General features: G+C 31.6%; 20 protein-coding genes. 10 read left to right on the plus strand and 10 right to left on the minus strand.

Features of this window, described 5'->3' with window-relative positions; genetic code table 11:
* Nucleotides 1-42: 42 nt before the first annotated feature.
* Nucleotides 43-1290: an NAD(P)/FAD-dependent oxidoreductase gene (locus B6F84_RS00765; RefSeq protein ID WP_148690443.1), complete on the minus strand. Its 1248-nt coding sequence runs from the start codon at nt 1288-1290 to the stop codon at nt 43-45.
* Between the two features lie 710 nt (nt 1291-2000).
* Between B6F84_RS00765 and B6F84_RS00770 the strand changes: the two genes are divergently transcribed.
* Entirely contained in the window at nt 2001-3020 is a 1020-nt protein-coding gene (locus B6F84_RS00770; protein ID WP_236748995.1) for an alcohol dehydrogenase catalytic domain-containing protein, read from the plus strand.
* A 226-nt stretch (nt 3021-3246) separates the two neighbouring features.
* Here the strand turns inward: B6F84_RS00770 and B6F84_RS00775 are convergent, their stop codons facing one another.
* From B6F84_RS00775 to B6F84_RS00800, 6 genes are read right to left on the minus strand one after another with little or no spacing between them, the layout of a single operon-like run.
* Nucleotides 3247-3714: a metal-sulfur cluster assembly factor gene (locus B6F84_RS00775; RefSeq protein ID WP_148690445.1), complete on the minus strand. Its 468-nt coding sequence runs from the start codon at nt 3712-3714 to the stop codon at nt 3247-3249.
* The gene (locus B6F84_RS00780; RefSeq protein ID WP_148690446.1) at nt 3711-4841 is read right to left on the minus strand and encodes a ferritin family protein; all 1131 of its coding nucleotides are present in this window, start codon (nt 4839-4841) and stop codon (nt 3711-3713) included. The genes B6F84_RS00775 and B6F84_RS00780 overlap by 4 nt, the downstream gene beginning before the upstream one ends.
* A 9-nt stretch (nt 4842-4850) precedes the next feature.
* On the minus strand, nt 4851-5198 hold the full coding sequence (locus B6F84_RS00785; RefSeq protein ID WP_148690447.1) for an MmoB/DmpM family protein: 348 nt from the start codon (nt 5196-5198) through the stop codon (nt 4851-4853).
* Entirely contained in the window at nt 5176-5577 is a 402-nt protein-coding gene (locus B6F84_RS00790; RefSeq protein WP_148690448.1) for a Rieske 2Fe-2S domain-containing protein, read from the minus strand. The genes B6F84_RS00785 and B6F84_RS00790 overlap by 23 nt, the downstream gene beginning before the upstream one ends.
* Nucleotides 5574-6008, minus strand: a complete 435-nt coding sequence (locus tag B6F84_RS00795; RefSeq protein ID WP_148690449.1) for a hypothetical protein — start codon at nt 6006-6008, stop codon at nt 5574-5576. Before B6F84_RS00795 ends, B6F84_RS00790 begins: the two co-directional genes overlap by 4 nt.
* A 5-nt stretch (nt 6009-6013) precedes the next feature.
* On the minus strand, nt 6014-6943 hold the full coding sequence (locus tag B6F84_RS00800) for a YHS domain-containing protein (protein ID WP_148690450.1): 930 nt from the start codon (nt 6941-6943) through the stop codon (nt 6014-6016).
* Nucleotides 6944-7457: 514 nt separating this feature from the next.
* On the opposite strand from B6F84_RS00800, the gene B6F84_RS00805 reads away from it, so the two are divergent.
* Entirely contained in the window at nt 7458-8930 is a 1473-nt protein-coding gene (locus tag B6F84_RS00805; protein WP_148690451.1) for a CoA-acylating methylmalonate-semialdehyde dehydrogenase, read from the plus strand.
* Between the two features lies 1 nt (nt 8931).
* Nucleotides 8932-9360: a GlcG/HbpS family heme-binding protein gene (locus tag B6F84_RS00810; protein WP_148690452.1), complete on the plus strand. Its 429-nt coding sequence runs from the start codon at nt 8932-8934 to the stop codon at nt 9358-9360.
* A gap of 4 nt (nt 9361-9364) precedes the next feature.
* Here B6F84_RS00810 and B6F84_RS00815 read toward each other — a convergent pair whose 3' ends face one another.
* Nucleotides 9365-10036, minus strand: a complete 672-nt coding sequence (locus B6F84_RS00815) for a helix-turn-helix domain-containing protein (protein WP_236748996.1) — start codon at nt 10034-10036, stop codon at nt 9365-9367.
* A gap of 124 nt (nt 10037-10160) precedes the next feature.
* Entirely contained in the window at nt 10161-11168 is a 1008-nt protein-coding gene (locus B6F84_RS00820) for a VOC family protein (protein ID WP_148690454.1), read from the minus strand.
* 124 nt (nt 11169-11292) lie between these two features.
* Between B6F84_RS00820 and B6F84_RS00825 the strand changes: the two genes are divergently transcribed.
* The 6 genes from B6F84_RS00825 (at nt 11293) to B6F84_RS00845 (ending at nt 15171) form a co-directional block, all read left to right on the plus strand.
* Nucleotides 11293-12078: an acetoacetate decarboxylase family protein gene (locus tag B6F84_RS00825; RefSeq protein ID WP_148690455.1), complete on the plus strand. Its 786-nt coding sequence runs from the start codon at nt 11293-11295 to the stop codon at nt 12076-12078.
* Nucleotides 12079-12123: 45 nt separating this feature from the next.
* The gene (locus B6F84_RS00830) at nt 12124-12927 is read left to right on the plus strand and encodes an acetoacetate decarboxylase family protein (RefSeq protein WP_148690456.1); all 804 of its coding nucleotides are present in this window, start codon (nt 12124-12126) and stop codon (nt 12925-12927) included.
* 181 nt (nt 12928-13108) lie between these two features.
* Nucleotides 13109-13276, plus strand: coding sequence for a hypothetical protein (locus B6F84_RS13785; RefSeq protein ID WP_187152721.1), 168 nt, complete (start codon nt 13109-13111; stop codon nt 13274-13276).
* Nucleotides 13255-13635, plus strand: coding sequence for a GNAT family N-acetyltransferase (locus B6F84_RS00835; protein ID WP_148690457.1), 381 nt, complete (start codon nt 13255-13257; stop codon nt 13633-13635). Before B6F84_RS13785 ends, B6F84_RS00835 begins: the two co-directional genes overlap by 22 nt.
* 510 nt (nt 13636-14145) lie before the next feature.
* Nucleotides 14146-14406, plus strand: coding sequence for an AbrB/MazE/SpoVT family DNA-binding domain-containing protein (locus B6F84_RS00840; RefSeq protein ID WP_148690458.1), 261 nt, complete (start codon nt 14146-14148; stop codon nt 14404-14406).
* Nucleotides 14407-14565: 159 nt separating this feature from the next.
* Nucleotides 14566-15171 (plus strand): class I SAM-dependent methyltransferase, encoded by a 606-nt coding sequence (locus B6F84_RS00845; RefSeq protein WP_148690459.1) that lies wholly within the window; start codon nt 14566-14568, stop codon nt 15169-15171.
* Nucleotides 15172-15348: 177 nt separating this feature from the next.
* Here B6F84_RS00845 and B6F84_RS00850 read toward each other — a convergent pair whose 3' ends face one another.
* Nucleotides 15349-15720 carry a hotdog fold thioesterase gene (locus tag B6F84_RS00850; protein ID WP_148690460.1) on the minus strand — a complete coding sequence of 124 codons (372 nt, stop codon included), beginning with the start codon at nt 15718-15720 and terminating at the stop codon, nt 15349-15351.
* Between the two features lie 373 nt (nt 15721-16093).
* Between B6F84_RS00850 and B6F84_RS00855 the strand changes: the two genes are divergently transcribed.
* The gene (locus B6F84_RS00855) at nt 16094-17068 is read left to right on the plus strand and encodes a hypothetical protein (protein WP_148690461.1); all 975 of its coding nucleotides are present in this window, start codon (nt 16094-16096) and stop codon (nt 17066-17068) included.
* Nucleotides 17069-17073 lie beyond the last annotated feature (5 nt).

Here is a 17073-nt window from a genome sequence, read left to right on the forward strand (position 1 = left end):
TAAACTTTATGAAAATAAAAGGGTTTTTCGAACCAGTTCTAATCATAACAGTTTATTCAAGTTAAAAGTAAGGTCTTCTATCTCTTTCTGTTTCTTAGAAACGTCAACATTATTTAGGATTAACTTGTTTAATGCTAATAGCTCAACAGACTTTCTGTTTATTGCTAAATAACCTTTAATTAATCCACCCTTTACATAGATGATGGAGAAAGATGGTTTCTGTAATTCTAACTTTCCTCTTATAATGTACTCATCATATTCCCTAGTTTCACCTGCAGATTCTATGTGTAAATCAAAAATATCTGACCACACCGACGATATGAAATTATATTTTTGATTTTCATCCATCATATTCTTTGCTGCTAATTTACCAGTGTATTCTGCGTTATTCCAGTGCTCAATTCTTTTTCTCTTTTTACTTACTGGATCTAAGATGTTTGCAACATCTCCTGCAGCGTATATATCTTTCTGGTTTGTTTCTAGATATTCATTAACCAAAATGCCATTACTTACCTCAATACCACTTTGTTGAGCTATTTCGGTATTTGGGACTATACCTACAGCAATTAATATTATGTCGCTCTCAATGTTTTTTCCAGAATTAGTTACTAGGACTCTTTTATTTCCTTTATTAATTATTTCCTTTCCACTATCATTTAAAATAAATGTAATGCCATTATTTTCAAGATACTGCTGCATGAACCTTGAGATTTTCTCATCTACGAAACTGCTCCATATATATGGTAAAGCCTCGATAATAGTTGTTTTAACGCCCAGCGTTATAAGACTCGATGCAACTTCAACACCTATAAAGCCTCCACCAATAATTGTAGCAGTACTAGCATTTTTAATAGCATCTTTAATATTATTACAATCTCCTAAAGTCCTAAGATAAAACACTTTATCCATGTTTTCTCCAGGTAAGTTTAGTTTTCTGGGCCTACCTCCTGTAGCTATCAAAGCCTTTTTGAATTTTATATAATCACCATTAATTTCTATAACTTTATCTTTTGTATTTATCTTATTTACTGGAATATTTAATATTATCTTTAAATTTTCTCTTTTATAAAATTCTTCTGGCTCGAAAAATAACTCCTCCATTTGCATTTTTCCTTTCAAATAGTCTTTTGATAATGGAGGCCTATCATATGGGTAGTATTTATCTGCTGTTATCATGGTAACTTTTGAATTAGGTTTGCTATTTATTATCTCTTTTAGAGCGTTATAACCTGCAATTCCACTACCTATTATTAAATATTCGGTTTCAAAATCCACAATGTTTTTTTTCATTCCATAACTAATAAATGCTTCTCTAACAAGTTTTATTAATAAATAAACATACGAGTTTTCTTCAACTTTGAGTATGTTGATAGATATCTAACATGTATAATTTTCTACTAAAGATCTAAAATAGATTGAAGTTAATGAAAACTTAGATGACTTCATATAATGACAGTTATATGAAGGAACTGAGAGCATAATCGATTATGAGGAAGATTATATAAATAACATACTGTAAATACATGCACGATCTACAGATGATAGTCCTCTAACCAAACATAACAAAATTATTGCTTGAACAGTGTGACATCACACTTGCGAGTTTTGATGGATTGAATACTTGTTCTTTAACAAAAGCAAGAAGTGAAAGATATTATAATCCTGGGGAAGAATGTTAGATAGAACATGATAAACCTCACTAATAAAAAACTAGGTGATTAATGTGTTTACACAATAAGTTATCGATAAGGAACTTCCTCTTACCTTTAAACGTGAAACACTTAAGAGGAATGCTAATTAAAATTGAACAAATATTATAAGAGTATAATATAGTTCGCTATCTTTCTACTGTTATCCTAACCACACTGATAATAGAAATTACTGGAATATATTCGAATATGTTAGAGAATTATATATAAAATATAAGATTAAACTTACGTATAATGAAAGCAGCTTTCCTAACCGAATTCAGAAAGGATCTCGTAATAAAGGATACAGATGTGCCTAAGGTAGAGAAAGGTGATATTCTTTTAAAGATCAAGTACTGTGGTATCTGCAGATCTGATTGGCATTTATGGAGAGGTGATCCAGCTTTAGTGGCATACATGGAGTGGTCTGGAGGAAAACTTCCTATAATCCAGGGGCATGAGGTATATGGAGAGGTTGTTGAGGTAGGAGACAATGTAACTAGGCTTAAGGTAGGAGATAAGGTAGTTATACCTGCGTCATCTACGGGAGATAATAGAACGTGTAGATATTGTATGGATGGAAACTCTAACGTTTGTGAACATTTAGTAATACCAGGCTACGGAATAAACGGATGTTTTGCTGAATACATGCTAGTTCCAGAGAGATCTGTGGTTGATCTCGTTAAGATTCCTGAAGGAGTAAAACCCGAGTGGGCTGCTTTATTATCATGTGGATTCGGGACATCATGGAATGCATTTACCATGAAGGCTAACCTTAAGCCTGGAGATATGGTTTTAGTCATTGGGACAGGAGGAGTTGGACTCAGTGCTATTGCAATAGCTAACGCCATTGGAGCAAAAGTTATTTCAATAGACCTTAATCCTACAGCTACTGAAAAAGCCAAGAAATTAGGGAGCATTGAAGCCTATTATTATTCTAATCCAGAGGAACTGAAAAAGATTGTGGATGATATAATGAAAACTCATGGACTTGTTGATGTAGTATATGATACTACGGGCAATCCTGATGCTGTAACCTCTGCTCTCCCCTTAATAAGACCTCAAGGTACACTCTTGCTAGCAGGACTAATGATGAAAGGAAAAGAGACGTTTCCGCTACCAGCCGATCTAGTAGTGGCAAGAGAGATTAAAATACAAGGAGTTCTGATGCTACCCGCTCAAAAATTTGAAGGAATATTTAACTTGTTAAAAGAAGGCAAAATGAATTTGGATCCAGCAATTTACAAGTTCATAAGTTTAGAGGAAGCAAATAATGCATATAGGGAAATGAGCGAGTATAAGACTGCAGGAAGGATTATGATTAAATTCTAATTTTTTAAGAAATTATAATTTTTTCTAAAGTTAATTGCTTCTATAGTGTCTCTTATCTAGATCATAACTACTTTTAGCGAGTACATAATAATTACCTTTTAAAGTTAAAGAATAAGTCCATAATGTTTAGCATTAAATCTTCAAGTCAAGGGTATTATGTATTACTTACCAAGACTAAATAAAAAGTAGTTTAACCTCTTATAAATAAGGGAGAAAAAAATTCTTTTTACAATATCTTATGTTTATCATACCAATTTTTGAACGTTTGATATCTATCATCTAATGCTTTTCTCATATATTGCACAGGATCTTCTTTATTAATTCTAAGTTGCATAACTAAGCTTTCAATTTTAGAATCTTTTTTCATTAATAGCTCAATAGCTTCTTTTCCATAAATTTCCTCTAACATCATTCTTCCCTCAAGAGTTGCATAACCTATATTCCATTCTTCGTTATAATCTGCTTTAGCATCAACCTTATAGTCTGGAAACGCTCTCATAACTTTGTATTTTACTTGAACAGTTACTAGATCAGCTAAAGTACAACCTTTATTTGCAGTAAAAATTAGTCTAATAAAAATTCTTTTCTCTTCATCATCTATATTTATTTCTCTGACCAATCCTAGGTCATATATGTTTATAGGAATTTCTGGATCGTATATACCTCTTAATATTTCTACTATTTTATCTTTCAAAGTTCTATGCCTCTTAGATATTCCTCATGTTCTTTCTTTATTTGAGATATTACATTATCATACGAGTTTTTGAATACTTCTTTAAAGCCCTCTGTAGTTTTGTAAGCTTTTTCTTTCCATTCATTTAACCACGGTTTTACAACATCTTTTAATGTTGTCTCTTTACTAAATGCAAACTTAAATAACTCAGCCACTTGATGCCTATGTCTTATTGTATCATTATAGTATGACATATTAATGTGTCTCATCATGTCATCTCCTTTTTGAGAAGCTAAATCAGTTAAATGCTGGAGCAATAGTTCGTCTAGTACAAATTTTACGCCAAGATTGTAAGCAACTAATGCTTCTCCATAGTCATATGTTACTAACATTTTTTCAATTACTTCTCTGGCTGGCTGAAATATGGGACTCTCTTCAAATTGTTTTCTGTCTTCTTTTCCAAACCCGAAAGTTGGATAAACTATATCAAGCATTTTAATTCTTTGAGCTATTCTTTGTACTCTTCTCATATGATCCATACTCATGAAGATAAAGATGTTAGCTATTGAGCTACTGGGGGCCATTGTTGCTAAATACGCTGAACCCATTTGTATGGTATGCCATATATATTTTAGAGGACCATATACATCGCGATAAAATTCCAGCATCTCTTCACTTAAATTCTGATCGTATTTTGTCGCTACAATTTCCTCATATAGTTTGTCCAGATATGTTTCATTATCATCAGCCGTATTGTTATATGTCTGATAAACTAACTTATACGGATCCTCATAATCATGCCATAGTCCTTTTTCAAATAATGGCTTTACAAATGGTGAGTTATCTCTAAAGTGTCTATACCATTTTTGGGTTATATGCTCAGTACCGAGCTCAAATGGCCCTTTATCATATACGTATGTTGGAGATCTAGGGTCTGCCCAATAAGCTAAACCATAAGTTACTATTTGATATTCTGTTGGTTTCTTTCTTCCAATTTTCCTTTCTAACATGGGCCACGTAGACCAAACTCTTTTATAACCTCTGAACTCATAATCTCTAAAGAACCTATCACCTTCAACACCAGTCTTAAATGCTCCAAACAGTTCCTTATATCTTTTATACCATTCTAAATCTTCTAATTTAGTCATAATCTCACCTCAAGACTCTAAATACCACCTTATATGATCTCCTCTGACTTCAATTCTTCCAGCAAATGAACTCATTCTGACTTCAATTTCTCCAGGGAATCTAACTTCTTCGCCTAATATTTCCTCTAAAGTTGGCTTTCTAAGGATTAATTCTCTATCTCCTAGTACTCTTAAATAAGATCCTCTATCAATTATTCCCTTAAACGTTTTAGGATTATCTTTAACTATAGCCTCTATAACTGCATATGCAAATTCGTCCTTTGTCAATACGGGACCTACTATATCTTTAGGTAGATTATTCATATCTTTTATCTCATATTTTTCTAAAATAGATTCAAGAGTTAATTCCAGTGCCATTTAAAACACCTCTCCTATACATACCAAACCATTTAGTTTTGAATTCAAGAACGGGAATTGAGGGAACTTTAACAAAAATATCATTACCTTCAATTTTAACTTCTAAAGGGAAAAGGGTACTTTCCTTAGGATTTTCACTTTCCCCAGTTAAGGCATTATATTCCCATAAGTGTACTGGGCAAATAATTTTTCCTTCTCCATCAAACGAATTTTCATCTAATAGGCCTAAGGCATGAGCACACCTAGCATAATAAGCCCTTATATTACCTTTAATATTAAGCAATAAGATTTCATATTTCTTAACTTCAAATAATTTTGACTCTCCTTCATAAATGTCATCTAATGAACATAGTTTCGCAAATTCCCCGGGATAGTTCATGATCTTAACCTCCCTTCTCTTTCAAGCTTTGCTATAATACTATATTTCTGTATCTCATCTGCAAATAATGTTGCAGGAGATCTGGGCGCATTCTTTATTGCTTCCTCTGTCTCTTTAATTATTTGAAATATCTCATCAGTTTGATTCTCGGGTTTCCAAAATTCTTCTTTTGGAGGCCACCATACTAGCCAAAACACGTCATAAGGCTTAATGATCTCCTTAACTTTAGCATTTATATCAAGAACTTGTCCCGTGCTATAGTTCACCAATCTTAGTTCTTTTTCTGGTTTATCCCACACTAATACATTAACTGTTAAGCTCTTTAACGTCTCTATGGCTTCTTTAATTGTTATATTACCTGGTAAAATAGCAGGTAACCATACTGTAGCTTCTTCTGGAACAAATACTATGGGTATAATTTCCTCACTCATAATCATCACTCCTGATATTTTCTAATCCTATTCATTAAATCAGGATCTTTCTCTTTATATAATAATCCATAAGCACCATCGGTAGGGTCTAAACCAGCCTCTCCATCTTCTGTTAATCCCATATTCCAAATGACCTCATCAAGCATTCTTTTTGGATCTTTATAGGCCTCTTCAGTTAACTGAATCATTCCCTCAAGCACTCTTTGTGTATAAGTTCTTCTTCCAGCATATCTATCTGGTTCTTGCTCAAATATCCATAGGCAAGCAGGACTATCTAAAGTATAGATTTTACCTTTATATTCTTTAAGGTAGATTCTTAAATATTTGCCATTAGTTGGTGCTTGTATAGGAACTTGACACACTGAACATAAATGGACAGCAGTTAATGGAAGGGGTATTTGCCCATTAATAATTTTATAAACGTATAGATCCCAAACTCTGCCGAAGAATTTTTCCCAATGAGGATATTTTTCATTTAACCATTTTCTCTCATCCGGTGTTGGTCCTCTAAATGATATATTTAGGGTTCTTCTCCAAGTGTAGAGCCCAATTATAAAATCGTGATGCCAGTGATCTAACTCTAAATTGAACCATTTCCAATACCATGGTGGATTAGTTCCATAATCTGATAGCATCCTCATGAATTGTGCTCCTACCCACTCTGTCATAAATTCTTTATATGACATTATTCTAGCATCTAATGGGGTTAAGTAATCCATTGATACTCCAGTTAATGCTCCTATTAACCTAATAGATAACCAGAACCCCTTATGTACCAGATACTCTCCAACCTCCTTATAAGCTGGTCCTTTTTCTCTTAACTTTGACGCATATTCTATAGTTTTCTTATACTGCGATCCTAATCCCTCAGCAATATTACTTAACGCTTGCTTTACTTCACCTTTTGTTGTGCCTAAACTCCCTTCTGTAGCCATTATTTATATAGACTCTTTATATTACTTTAAATATTGTTCAAACATGTTTGAACATTATAAATAGATAGAAGCCAAAATAATCGCATATAATTAATTATTATGGAGTATTTTTGCTGCGGCCATAAAAAATGCGAGATTAAAACAATTTTTATCATTTTCTTAATATTTTCGAACCACACTATGGTGAATAATGTTATTAAATAGATAAAATTCTAAAGACATTATATATTATGTATATAAATTTATATTTCATAATTACGAAATTATACATTAATTTCTAACTAGTCTATTTTATACCTAAATGATATTGCCACAAAGAGTTTAAATAATTTTTATCATTTTTACTATATTAATGTTAATTTTGTTCTTATCATATATTTTCCGCATTTCTTCTATATAATTGAATGAGATTGCTAAATTCGCAACGGAAACTTAAAGCGTCAATTTTTTACTATCTTTAAAACATGTTTGAGGAAGGTATAATATAATAGTCTAAAAGTTTAAATTTGAGAATATGTTACTCGAAGAAATAAAAAGGGATTATGGAAATCTCAAAATATATATTAATGGAGAGATAAAAGAAAGTAAAACTGATACCTGGGGCAAGGCTTTTAACCCTACAAAAGATGAGGTAATTGCTAATGTCCCATTTTCTACTAGAGATGAAGTTAGAGAAGCTATTCAATCTGCCAATGAAGCCTTCGAGAAGTGGAAAGAGATTCCAATAACACAAAGAATTCAGTATTTATTTGCAATAAAGAATAAATTGGAAGAATATAGTGAAACGATAGCAAGGATGATTACACAAAATCATGGCAAGACTATCATAGAGGCTAGAGGTGATATGAGAAGATCAATTGAAAATGTTGAAGCTGCAATATCCGTCGCCTATACGTTATATAAGGGTGAACATTTAGATCTAGTCTCCTCTGAAGTTGACGAGACAGTAGTCAGAGAGCCATTAGGAGTTTTCGGAATTATTACCCCATTTAATTTTCCAGTAATGGTTCCATTTTGGTTTTTGCCATATGCAATAGTGCTTGGAAATACTGTTGTCATCAAACCTTCAGAAATAACCCCAGTTCCCATAGAAATGATAATAAGAATCTTTGAGGAAGTTAAACTACCAAAAGGTGTAGTAAATGTTGTTCATGGAGCTAAAGATGTTGTTGATGAAATGTTTTCAAATAAATTAATTCAAGGTGTTACATTTGTTGGTTCTACTAAGGTTGGTAAATATATTTATGAGAACTCTGCTAAATATGGTAAAAAGGCGATAGTGCAAGCTGGGGCTAAAAACTTTGTAGTTGTTATGCCAGATGCAGATTTTAACAAAACAATTCCATCAATAGTCTCAGCGTTCTTCGGTAATGCTGGTCAAAGATGTTTAGCTGCTGCAAACTTAGTAGTAGTTGGCGATGTATATGATGAGGTGAAAAGAAAATTTATAGAGGCTTCAAAACAATTAAAGTTAGGTTATGGTCTTGATGACACTGTAGATATGGGACCAGTGGTAACTAATGATGCTAAAAAGAGAATCTTAGGTTATATTGATAAAGGTATTAAAGAGGGAGCAAAGTTAGTACTAGATGGAAGAAACGTTAGAATACAAGAATATCCCAATGGTTATTTCATAGGCCCTACAATATTTAATGAGGTAACACCAGAAATGATAATAGCTAAAGAAGAAATTTTCGGACCAGTAGCATCTATAATTCATGCTAAAAGTTTAGATGAAGCTATAGATATGATAAATAAAAGTAATTACGGTAATGCTGCATCAATATTTACTTCTAGTGGTTATTATGCTAGGAAGTTTAGAATGGAAGTTAATGCTGGAAATATTGGTATAAATGTAGGAGTTGCTGCACCTATGGCATTCTTCCCGTTTGGAGGTAGAAAAGAGTCATTTTTCGGTGTTCTTCATGGACAAATTGATAGCGTGGAATTCTTTACTGATAAGAAAGTTGTGATTACTAGGTGGTGATATGAATAAGACATACGAAAAACTAAGTATAACTGAGGGATTAGCACTAGAATTGATTAATGAAGCAGTTAAAAAGGCGAGAAGGATTGGGAAAGCTTTTATTATAGCAATAGTCGATGAGAGTGGTGTATTAAAAGCATTTTTAAGAATGGATAATGCTCCGTTAATTAGTGTACAAGTAGCTATAAATAAAGCGTATACTGCTGCTGGATTTGGAATTCCTACACATCAATGGTATGAGATGCTAAAGTCTGATCCGGCATTGCAATTAGGTGCACCATGCGAAATAGATAAGCTAATAATATTTGGTGGAGGTTTTCCTATTGTAGTAAATGGAAAAGTTATAGGAGGAATTGGAGTTAGTGGAGGAACTGCTGAAGAAGATATGCAAGTTGCTCAAGCTGCATTAGAGATATTAAACAATAAGTGATAATTTATTTTTCTTCTTTTTTCTTAGTATTTTTATCTATATAATTTAAAGTGTTTAAGAATTTCAAATCATCCAAATATTTAGTAATAATTTTACTTTCTATTGATCTAATATGGTAACTAAATGTTGATTTGCTCATGTCAAGCTTTTTGGATATTTCATCTGATTTTATCTTTCTAGGAAAATCAAAATAACCTTGCTTATATGCTGAACCTAGAATCTGTACCTCTTGCGGTGAAAGTTCATCCTCTTTGATTTCATAATCCTTACTTCCTAAGATCTCTATTTCTCCTTTAGATTTTAATTCGTTAATAAATTGATTTAAGTAACTTTCATAAATAAGTATTTGCCAAATTTCTCTTCCCTTATATTTTAGCCCTTTCACTACTATTCCTTCATTAGATTGAAGAGTGTTTAATACACTATTTTTATACCTCTTTCTAAAATCAAATAATATCTTACCTTCTTCCGAAATAGATAGATGATTATAACCAACAAAGCTTTTAGTCTTTTTAATTTCAGAAATTAAATTTTTGTACTTTTTATCTAGAAGAATAATTGATCTAATAAAGTTCTTTTCTGGATTGATCGTCAGATACATAGTTTTTACAACGTAGTCTCCTACTAAACTTGTCCAACAACTCTCATGATTAATTGCAAGAATGACCTCTTTCAAGTTATTTCTCATCACTTTTCCCTAATATATATATAATGAAATTTATTTATAAATAAATATCAAGCTTTGCTTAAAACTATTAATGTCAAATTAATTGAATATAATAAAAAAGAAAACACTAAACTTAAATCTTAGCTCCTAATTTTTGCCTAGCTATCTCCTTGATCTCATCTAAAACCTTATTTGGTGGAATTGGACTTCCATTCCAAAAAGCTTCAGTTACATGACCCCAGTAGTATAACCATCTGTTCTCATCCTCTTTTGTATCCCAAACAACTGGTTCCCAATCTGGAACAGTATTAATATAACCTCCATGTAGAAGTTCAATTATATTTCCACCAGGCTCTTTAACATATAGCGAATGACTATCTGTTATGCCATGTCTTAATGGACCTCCTACAATTTCAAGACCATAATCACTATATGCATCAGCAGCTCTTAATAAATCATCAGCATAATCTACATTAAATGTTACATGGTTTAATCTACCTGGTACCCCAGATGGATCTAAGCTAATTGCTAAATCATGTGCTGTACCATTTACAGCCATCCAATAAGCTATAGTATGGTCCCCCTCTTTAAGAATTTCATTAACTTTAAAAGTAAGTTTCTTAAGTAATTCAATTGATTTTGCTAATGCTGAATCATTATATGCAAAAATAAATATGTGGGACAAATCTTTTGCTTGCATACCTTGAGGTAATTTCTTCATTGGCCTTGCTTTATAACCTGACCTTAAATTACCACTAGCTCTCCATAGTTTAAGATCCCATACTATTTTCCCTATCTGACCACTAGGCAATACAAATTTGTATCCTTTTCCTACACCCATATCTGGTTCTCCATCATCCCAACCTAGACCTAAACCATAACTATTAATAATTTTTACTGCCTCCATTAAATCCTGCTCACTATATGCTCTCCATGTAATCTCTCTAACTCCAGCAGTATCTGACTCAGTCACCTTTAGACTATAAGTATACCAATCCTCCCACCCTCTTAAGTAAACTGATCTTCCTTTTCTCCCTATCTCATTAAGTCCTAATATATCCTTGAAAAACCATAGAGTATCATCAATTTTTGGTGTCACTACTTCCACATTTACTAATTGAGAAAGGATCTTATTTACCATTACAAACCGCTATGATAAATCTCATCGTATTTTAATAATAAAGGTTTTTCAAACAAGTTCAAAATGAACAATAATAAACTACGTTAAGTAATCCTTATTAATATTACGGAAAACAGTATTTACAATGGAGAAAACAGCATTTAAGACTTTCACATTACCTATATCTAAAAGTGGTAAATCACAAATAGTTCCACCACCACCTTGGATATACGCTATTGAAATGATTGGGGTTGATATACTATTTAATAAAGATAACTTAAGTGAATTAGTTCCTTCTCCATTAGAAGCCGAAGGGGAAGGGTTTATATACATAGCAAAAATATTTACCATAGCTGGCAATAGATATGAGTTACTTTACGAAGATCCAGAAGAAACAAAATATATGGAAAGTGCAGTATTTTTAAAGGTGAAATATAAGGGAAATATCTATACATATTCTCCATTTATGTGGGTTGATAAGGATATGCCCTTAATAAGGGGATGGCTCTTAGGATATCCAAAAAAACTTGCCATTATTTCAATGAGCGAATTTCATAAACTATTAGAAGGCTATGAAGGACCAAAGGCCGGGATTACAGTAGGTGGATATGCTTTAAGAAATGGAAAAGAAATTGTAAGAATGAAAATTAATCTTAAGGAAAAAGTGGATAAGTCACCCATTCCTTATGGACCTATTGTTCAATTTAGAAGATTTCCTTCAGTACAAGATGGACAAGACGTTTATGAATTAGGACAGATAATTTCATCTGATTTTAAGCTAGGTGAGGTTTGGAAAGGTGATGCCGAAATATCTTTAGGTTCCTCTATTAACGATGAACTCAATCTTCTAAAAGCTGAGAGTATAATATCTGGTTACTATCTTAATTGGGCTTTTAAACAACATGGTTTTAAAGTACTTGAGAGATTTTGAACATGTTTGAACTATGTTTATAAGATATTAAATCTTTTTACTCTTATGCAATCTGATTTCACATTACCACCGACTAAAAGTGGAAGGTCACAAATAGTTTTCCCACCACCATGGCATTACGGAGTAACTTACATTTCAGCACACGTCAAATTTGAAAAAGAATCAGCAAACCAACTATTACCAAACTTCCTAACAACAGATGGAGAAGGATGGATATACATTGCCGAATTCATCTCAACATCAGACTACAACTGGGATTACATGTACCAAGACCCAGACCTAGTCCAATACATGGAAGGAGCAATAGGGCTCAAAGTAAATTTCGAAGATAAAAACTACTTATACTTCCCATTCATGTGGGTAGACAAAGACTGGGCACTAATAAGAGGATGGATCGACGGATACCCCAAAAAGATAGCAAAAATCACAATGACCAAACTACACCCACTACTACCAAAATACAACAAACCACAACAAGGAACAAAACTAGGCGGATACGTAACCAGAGGAGGAGGAATAATGCTCAGACTACAAATACAATTAAAAGAAAAAACAGAATCACTACCAATAAAAAACTTCGGCCCATTCCTGAACATAAGAAGATACCCAACAAGAGGAGATGAAGAAGAAGACCTATACGAAATAACAAGCAGAATAAGAGAAACAAGCAACTACGGAGAAATATGGAAAGGAGAAGCAAACATAGAACTAGGAGGTTACGTCAACGACGAAGTAAACATACTAAAACTAGAAGAAACATACGCAGGATACTACTACACACTCTACTTCAAAGTAACAAACACAAACCTAGTAAAAAAACTTACACTAAAAGAAATAATAAGCAAATAGAATCCATTGATCTAATTTAAGATTGCATCTATAGTGCCATCGAGGAAATTTAAAAGCCCCACTCATGAACTTATGTTGAAATACATATAAACTTTAGTCACTCATTATGCCTAAATGACGGTATTATGAGCTGGCTCATTTTGTCCAAGATAAAGTTTTTTATTTAGACTAATCTTATGCTATGGAATTGGAAAAGTTTATTACAAGAAATGGTATAGAATGGATTATTAGATACCTTGAAGAGAAGGATTTTTATGATTTGTTAGATCATATAAATAGCCTTGTTGAGGAGGATGCAATGATACTCATGAACAGGGGAAATTTACATTGGAGGAGGAGAGAAGGTTAATCTCCTCTTGGCTTAACCAAATGAAATTGGAAAAAAGAATAGTAATTGTAGCTGAAATAAACAAGAAAGCTATTGGTATTGCTGACTTAGCTATAGGTTCCTATAGGTCATCTCACACAGCTAATTTAGCAATAAGTATCAGAAGGGAATATAGAAATATTGGGGTAGGGAAAAAACTTATTGAACTGGGAAAGCAAAAAGGAGTAAAAGTCATATATTTAGAAGTGATGAAGAACAATAAGCATGCTATACATCTATACGAGAAAATAGGGTTTAGGAATACAGGTATTTTTCCTAAGAAATATAAATACAAAGATGAATATGTTGACGGTCTCCTTTACACTTTCGTACTAGAATAACACTTAGCTAAACTTTGCTAACTATTTCTATACGGTAGTCCAAAATTCAATTTATGAAAAATATTACTTGGACTTTGTTTTTGGTTGATAGAAAAGAATGCAAATTAAAACTTAAGAAATAAATTAAACTCTACGAGAGAAAAACACTTGCGGAAGAGTAGATAATATTAGAATTTCCTATAAGAGGACTATCCATCCCTAACCTTTCGGATGAGAGACTTCAGCTTCCTCAACCCCCATTTATGTTAAGTTCAAAATTTTTCACTAGTTATATCTAACTGGTTATCTAACTTGAAAGTGTAAAATAAATTTTATAATCGATTACTTTTAAACTTTAATTTAATACGGATTTTTAAACGTATTATGTGAATAAAAGTATAAAACTTATTTCTGAATAATTATCATATATTTTACTGAACAATGCTACATATAAAATTTCTAACAGTAAATAACTTAGTATATGAGAAGCTTTTATTCTAGTTAAACTGATTTAACTTTAGTGAAGCTAGTTTGACTATAAGGATTGAAGTTGGAAAGGAAGGCTATATTATAATCCCTAAAAAAATTAGAGATTTACTAAGTATAAATGAAGGTGATATTCTTATTTTAAGAGTTGAAAATAACAAGATAATATTGGAAAGAGAAAAGAAAATTGATATAGAAGATATTAAGAATAAATTTATACAACACGAAAAAAGATTATCTTATATAAGGAAGCCAAAGTTAGGAGAACTAGCAGAGGTAAAGATAGAAGACGAATTCAAGAATTAATATTTTTAGATGCAAATTTCCTTATATATCCAAATTTATCGGGAGAATGCAAAGAATTATTTTAATTTGCTTTCTACAGAAACTTAGTCCTTACTAATTTTCTGCTTGTTTTATAAATTTCAGATAGGGTTATTAAGAGATAAAGCTAGATTTTAAGAGATGGACAAATTATATTTTGGGACGTATCATCATTCTACTTTTGAAGAATCTGAAAAAATGAGGGAAAAAGCTAAGGAGATGTTTGAGAAGGCATTTAAGAGGATTATAGATGATAGAAATAAGGATTTACAAATTATAGATATAGGTTGCGGTTTAGGTTTCCTTACTATTCTTTCTGCTTCCTATTTTCCTAAAGCCACAATAACCGCTGTAGATTTATTTACTCACTCATCTCTTAAAGAGAACTCTAAAGATATATTGAAAAATAATCTTAGAATAGCTCAAATATACGATAGAGTAAAAATCGTTGAGGCAGATATAACTGATAAACTTCCTTCAGGGAAATTTGACCTTGCAATATCTAATTTAGTTCTCCATAATCTAGGAAAAAAGAGATTTATTGCGTATAGAAATATTCATGATGTGCTTAAATCTGGATCGTATTTCATAAATGCTGATGGATTTATAAAGAAAAGCGTATTTGAGGATCCTTTCCAAAATGATATGAAAAAGATTTCAGACATATTTGATGTTGATTTTGTAATAAAACCAGAAAATGAAAATTTATTCTTCAAATATATGTTAATTGCATTGAAATCTAAATAATTTAAATATATAATTAACGTGAACGCAAATATTATATAAATAAGAAATATTAAATACAAAAATATAATTCACTATTCTCTACTGTATAAATAATGCAATAGATAAGAAATATACTAAATAATGCATCACCTACATTTGTCCTATCACCTTTCAATTAATGAATTTTTACTATATGTCTTATTTATTTTGATCCAAGTGATACACCAAAGCATTGACAGATGCTATTTCTTTTCCTTCTTCATTTTTCACTAAAATCTTATATAATGATGTGGTTTTGCCTTCGCTCTCCTCAAAAGCTTCAGCAATTATTTTGTCTCCTTCTTTAGCTGGTTTTCTAAAATAAATGCTCATCTGCAAAGCTACTGAGTCTCTATTATAATTACTAATAATTTCAAACGCTATATCAGCTAATGAAAATATTAAGGAACCATGTGCTGTATTGTGAAGATTTAAATGTTCTTTTGTTACTTTACAAGATACCCTAGCGTAATGTTCTCTGACTTCTTCTAAATTAACTCCAAGAGATTTAGCGTAATTACTTAGTTCCATGAATTTACTTTTAACATAGAATAATATAAAAAGTACTTTGAAATATGTGTGAACTATTGTGACGGATTCTTTTCACACTTTTACTCATCTTATCAGTATTCTTGATAAGAATTTTTTTATTTCTTTCCTTTTTCCAGAATTTGAAGTAATAAGATTTTTTACTTCTAAGTAGGTAGAAATGATATTGCTTGCAATATTTCAGTTAGGATTAATTTAGACCTTATCATCTTATGTTTTATACCTTTTTTGTATTAAAAGGAGTATGATCATATTATCAATAAAGTGTTTTATGATTTATTTCTAATAAATTATTTTTGAAGTATCTTATAACATTAAACAAAAACTTTAAATCAAATTAGAAGAAAATTAAATAATGATAAAAAGAATTTATGGTAGGACTTATAAAGGAACTATGCCCAGAGTGATTTTCTCAGTAGGAGCTGGACTATTTGGTCTTTTAATGGTAAATTATATCGCTTTTAAAACAGGGTTTTCTAATTTGATCGATCCTATTGTTCTGGCAATTACATTTTTTTCTCTTATGATAGTAGTATTTTTGTTATTTCGGATACGAGATAGAGATGTAAGAGAGAAGTACTATAAGATTACTAACGCTTTGGATACAAAAACACCATTAAAAGTTACATCTGGTTACTTATTAATAGGAAGAGGAATGTATCCTGGGGGTTATTCAGCAAGAGTAAAGGATTTTTATCCAGAAGCTAGCATCAAATTATCAGAATTAGAAAACTCAAATTCTTCTTCCTACCTATTTGCATTCCATGGTGGTCATTGCTTTTTATATGCTTATGCTTATCGTGTAGATGAGGATTGGTGTAAAGATGTTTATATTACTTACATTAATCCTAACGCACCTTACACTTTTGAACATAGAGTCATTGATGTAACATTACCAGAGGGTGATTTAGTTAGGGTTGAAATTAATCCCACCGGATCAGAAAGATTTGAAGTGATATTAGATTCCCAATTTGTAAAAGCAAAAGAAGCCGAAGTAAAACTTTTAGTTAAAACTAATAGATATGAATTAAATCCACCTCGTTATAATTATCAAATTACATTAATTAAATCTAATAGTAGTGGTACCGTAACAAAAGAGATTGATCTTAAAGCTAAAGAACCAATAGAGTTTATAGACTTAACACCAGAATCAATATTTAAATTATATAAGATATTAGGCGGAAGAATAGTGGGTATTACAGACTTTCAAGATATAACATATTTTCTTGAAATTGAACTTAAAACTTCTGCATTAGATAAAAAGACAACTATAGAGGAATTAGTACCCATTAGATTTGAAGGTAAATTAGACAATTATGAAACTAGTTAATGTCA

The sequence above is a fragment of the Acidianus manzaensis genome (genome assembly GCF_002116695.1).
Lineage (GTDB): Archaea > Thermoproteota > Thermoprotei_A > Sulfolobales > Sulfolobaceae > Acidianus > Acidianus manzaensis.

Coding starts and splice junctions, on each gene's coding strand:
- B6F84_RS00765 (WP_148690443.1), bottom strand. CDS start 1,290: ATGAAAAAAAACATTGTGGATTTTGAAACCGAATATTTAATAATAGGT.
- B6F84_RS00780 (WP_148690446.1), bottom strand. CDS start 4,841: ATGACTAAATTAGAAGATTTAGAATGGTATAAAAGATATAAGGAACTG.
- B6F84_RS00785 (WP_148690447.1), bottom strand. CDS start 5,198: ATGGCACTGGAATTAACTCTTGAATCTATTTTAGAAAAATATGAGATA.
- B6F84_RS00790 (WP_148690448.1), bottom strand. CDS start 5,577: ATGAACTATCCCGGGGAATTTGCGAAACTATGTTCATTAGATGACATT.
- B6F84_RS00795 (WP_148690449.1), bottom strand. CDS start 6,008: ATGAGTGAGGAAATTATACCCATAGTATTTGTTCCAGAAGAAGCTACA.
- B6F84_RS00800 (WP_148690450.1), bottom strand. CDS start 6,943: ATGGCTACAGAAGGGAGTTTAGGCACAACAAAAGGTGAAGTAAAGCAA.
- B6F84_RS00805 (WP_148690451.1), top strand. CDS start 7,458: ATGTTACTCGAAGAAATAAAAAGGGATTATGGAAATCTCAAAATATAT.
- B6F84_RS00810 (WP_148690452.1), top strand. CDS start 8,932: ATGAATAAGACATACGAAAAACTAAGTATAACTGAGGGATTAGCACTA.
- B6F84_RS00820 (WP_148690454.1), bottom strand. CDS start 11,168: ATGGTAAATAAGATCCTTTCTCAATTAGTAAATGTGGAAGTAGTGACA.
- B6F84_RS00825 (WP_148690455.1), top strand. CDS start 11,293: ATGGAGAAAACAGCATTTAAGACTTTCACATTACCTATATCTAAAAGT.
- B6F84_RS00830 (WP_148690456.1), top strand. CDS start 12,124: ATGCAATCTGATTTCACATTACCACCGACTAAAAGTGGAAGGTCACAA.
- B6F84_RS13785 (WP_187152721.1), top strand. CDS start 13,109: ATGGAATTGGAAAAGTTTATTACAAGAAATGGTATAGAATGGATTATT.
- B6F84_RS00845 (WP_148690459.1), top strand. CDS start 14,566: ATGGACAAATTATATTTTGGGACGTATCATCATTCTACTTTTGAAGAA.
- B6F84_RS00850 (WP_148690460.1), bottom strand. CDS start 15,720: ATGGAACTAAGTAATTACGCTAAATCTCTTGGAGTTAATTTAGAAGAA.
- B6F84_RS00855 (WP_148690461.1), top strand. CDS start 16,094: ATGATAAAAAGAATTTATGGTAGGACTTATAAAGGAACTATGCCCAGA.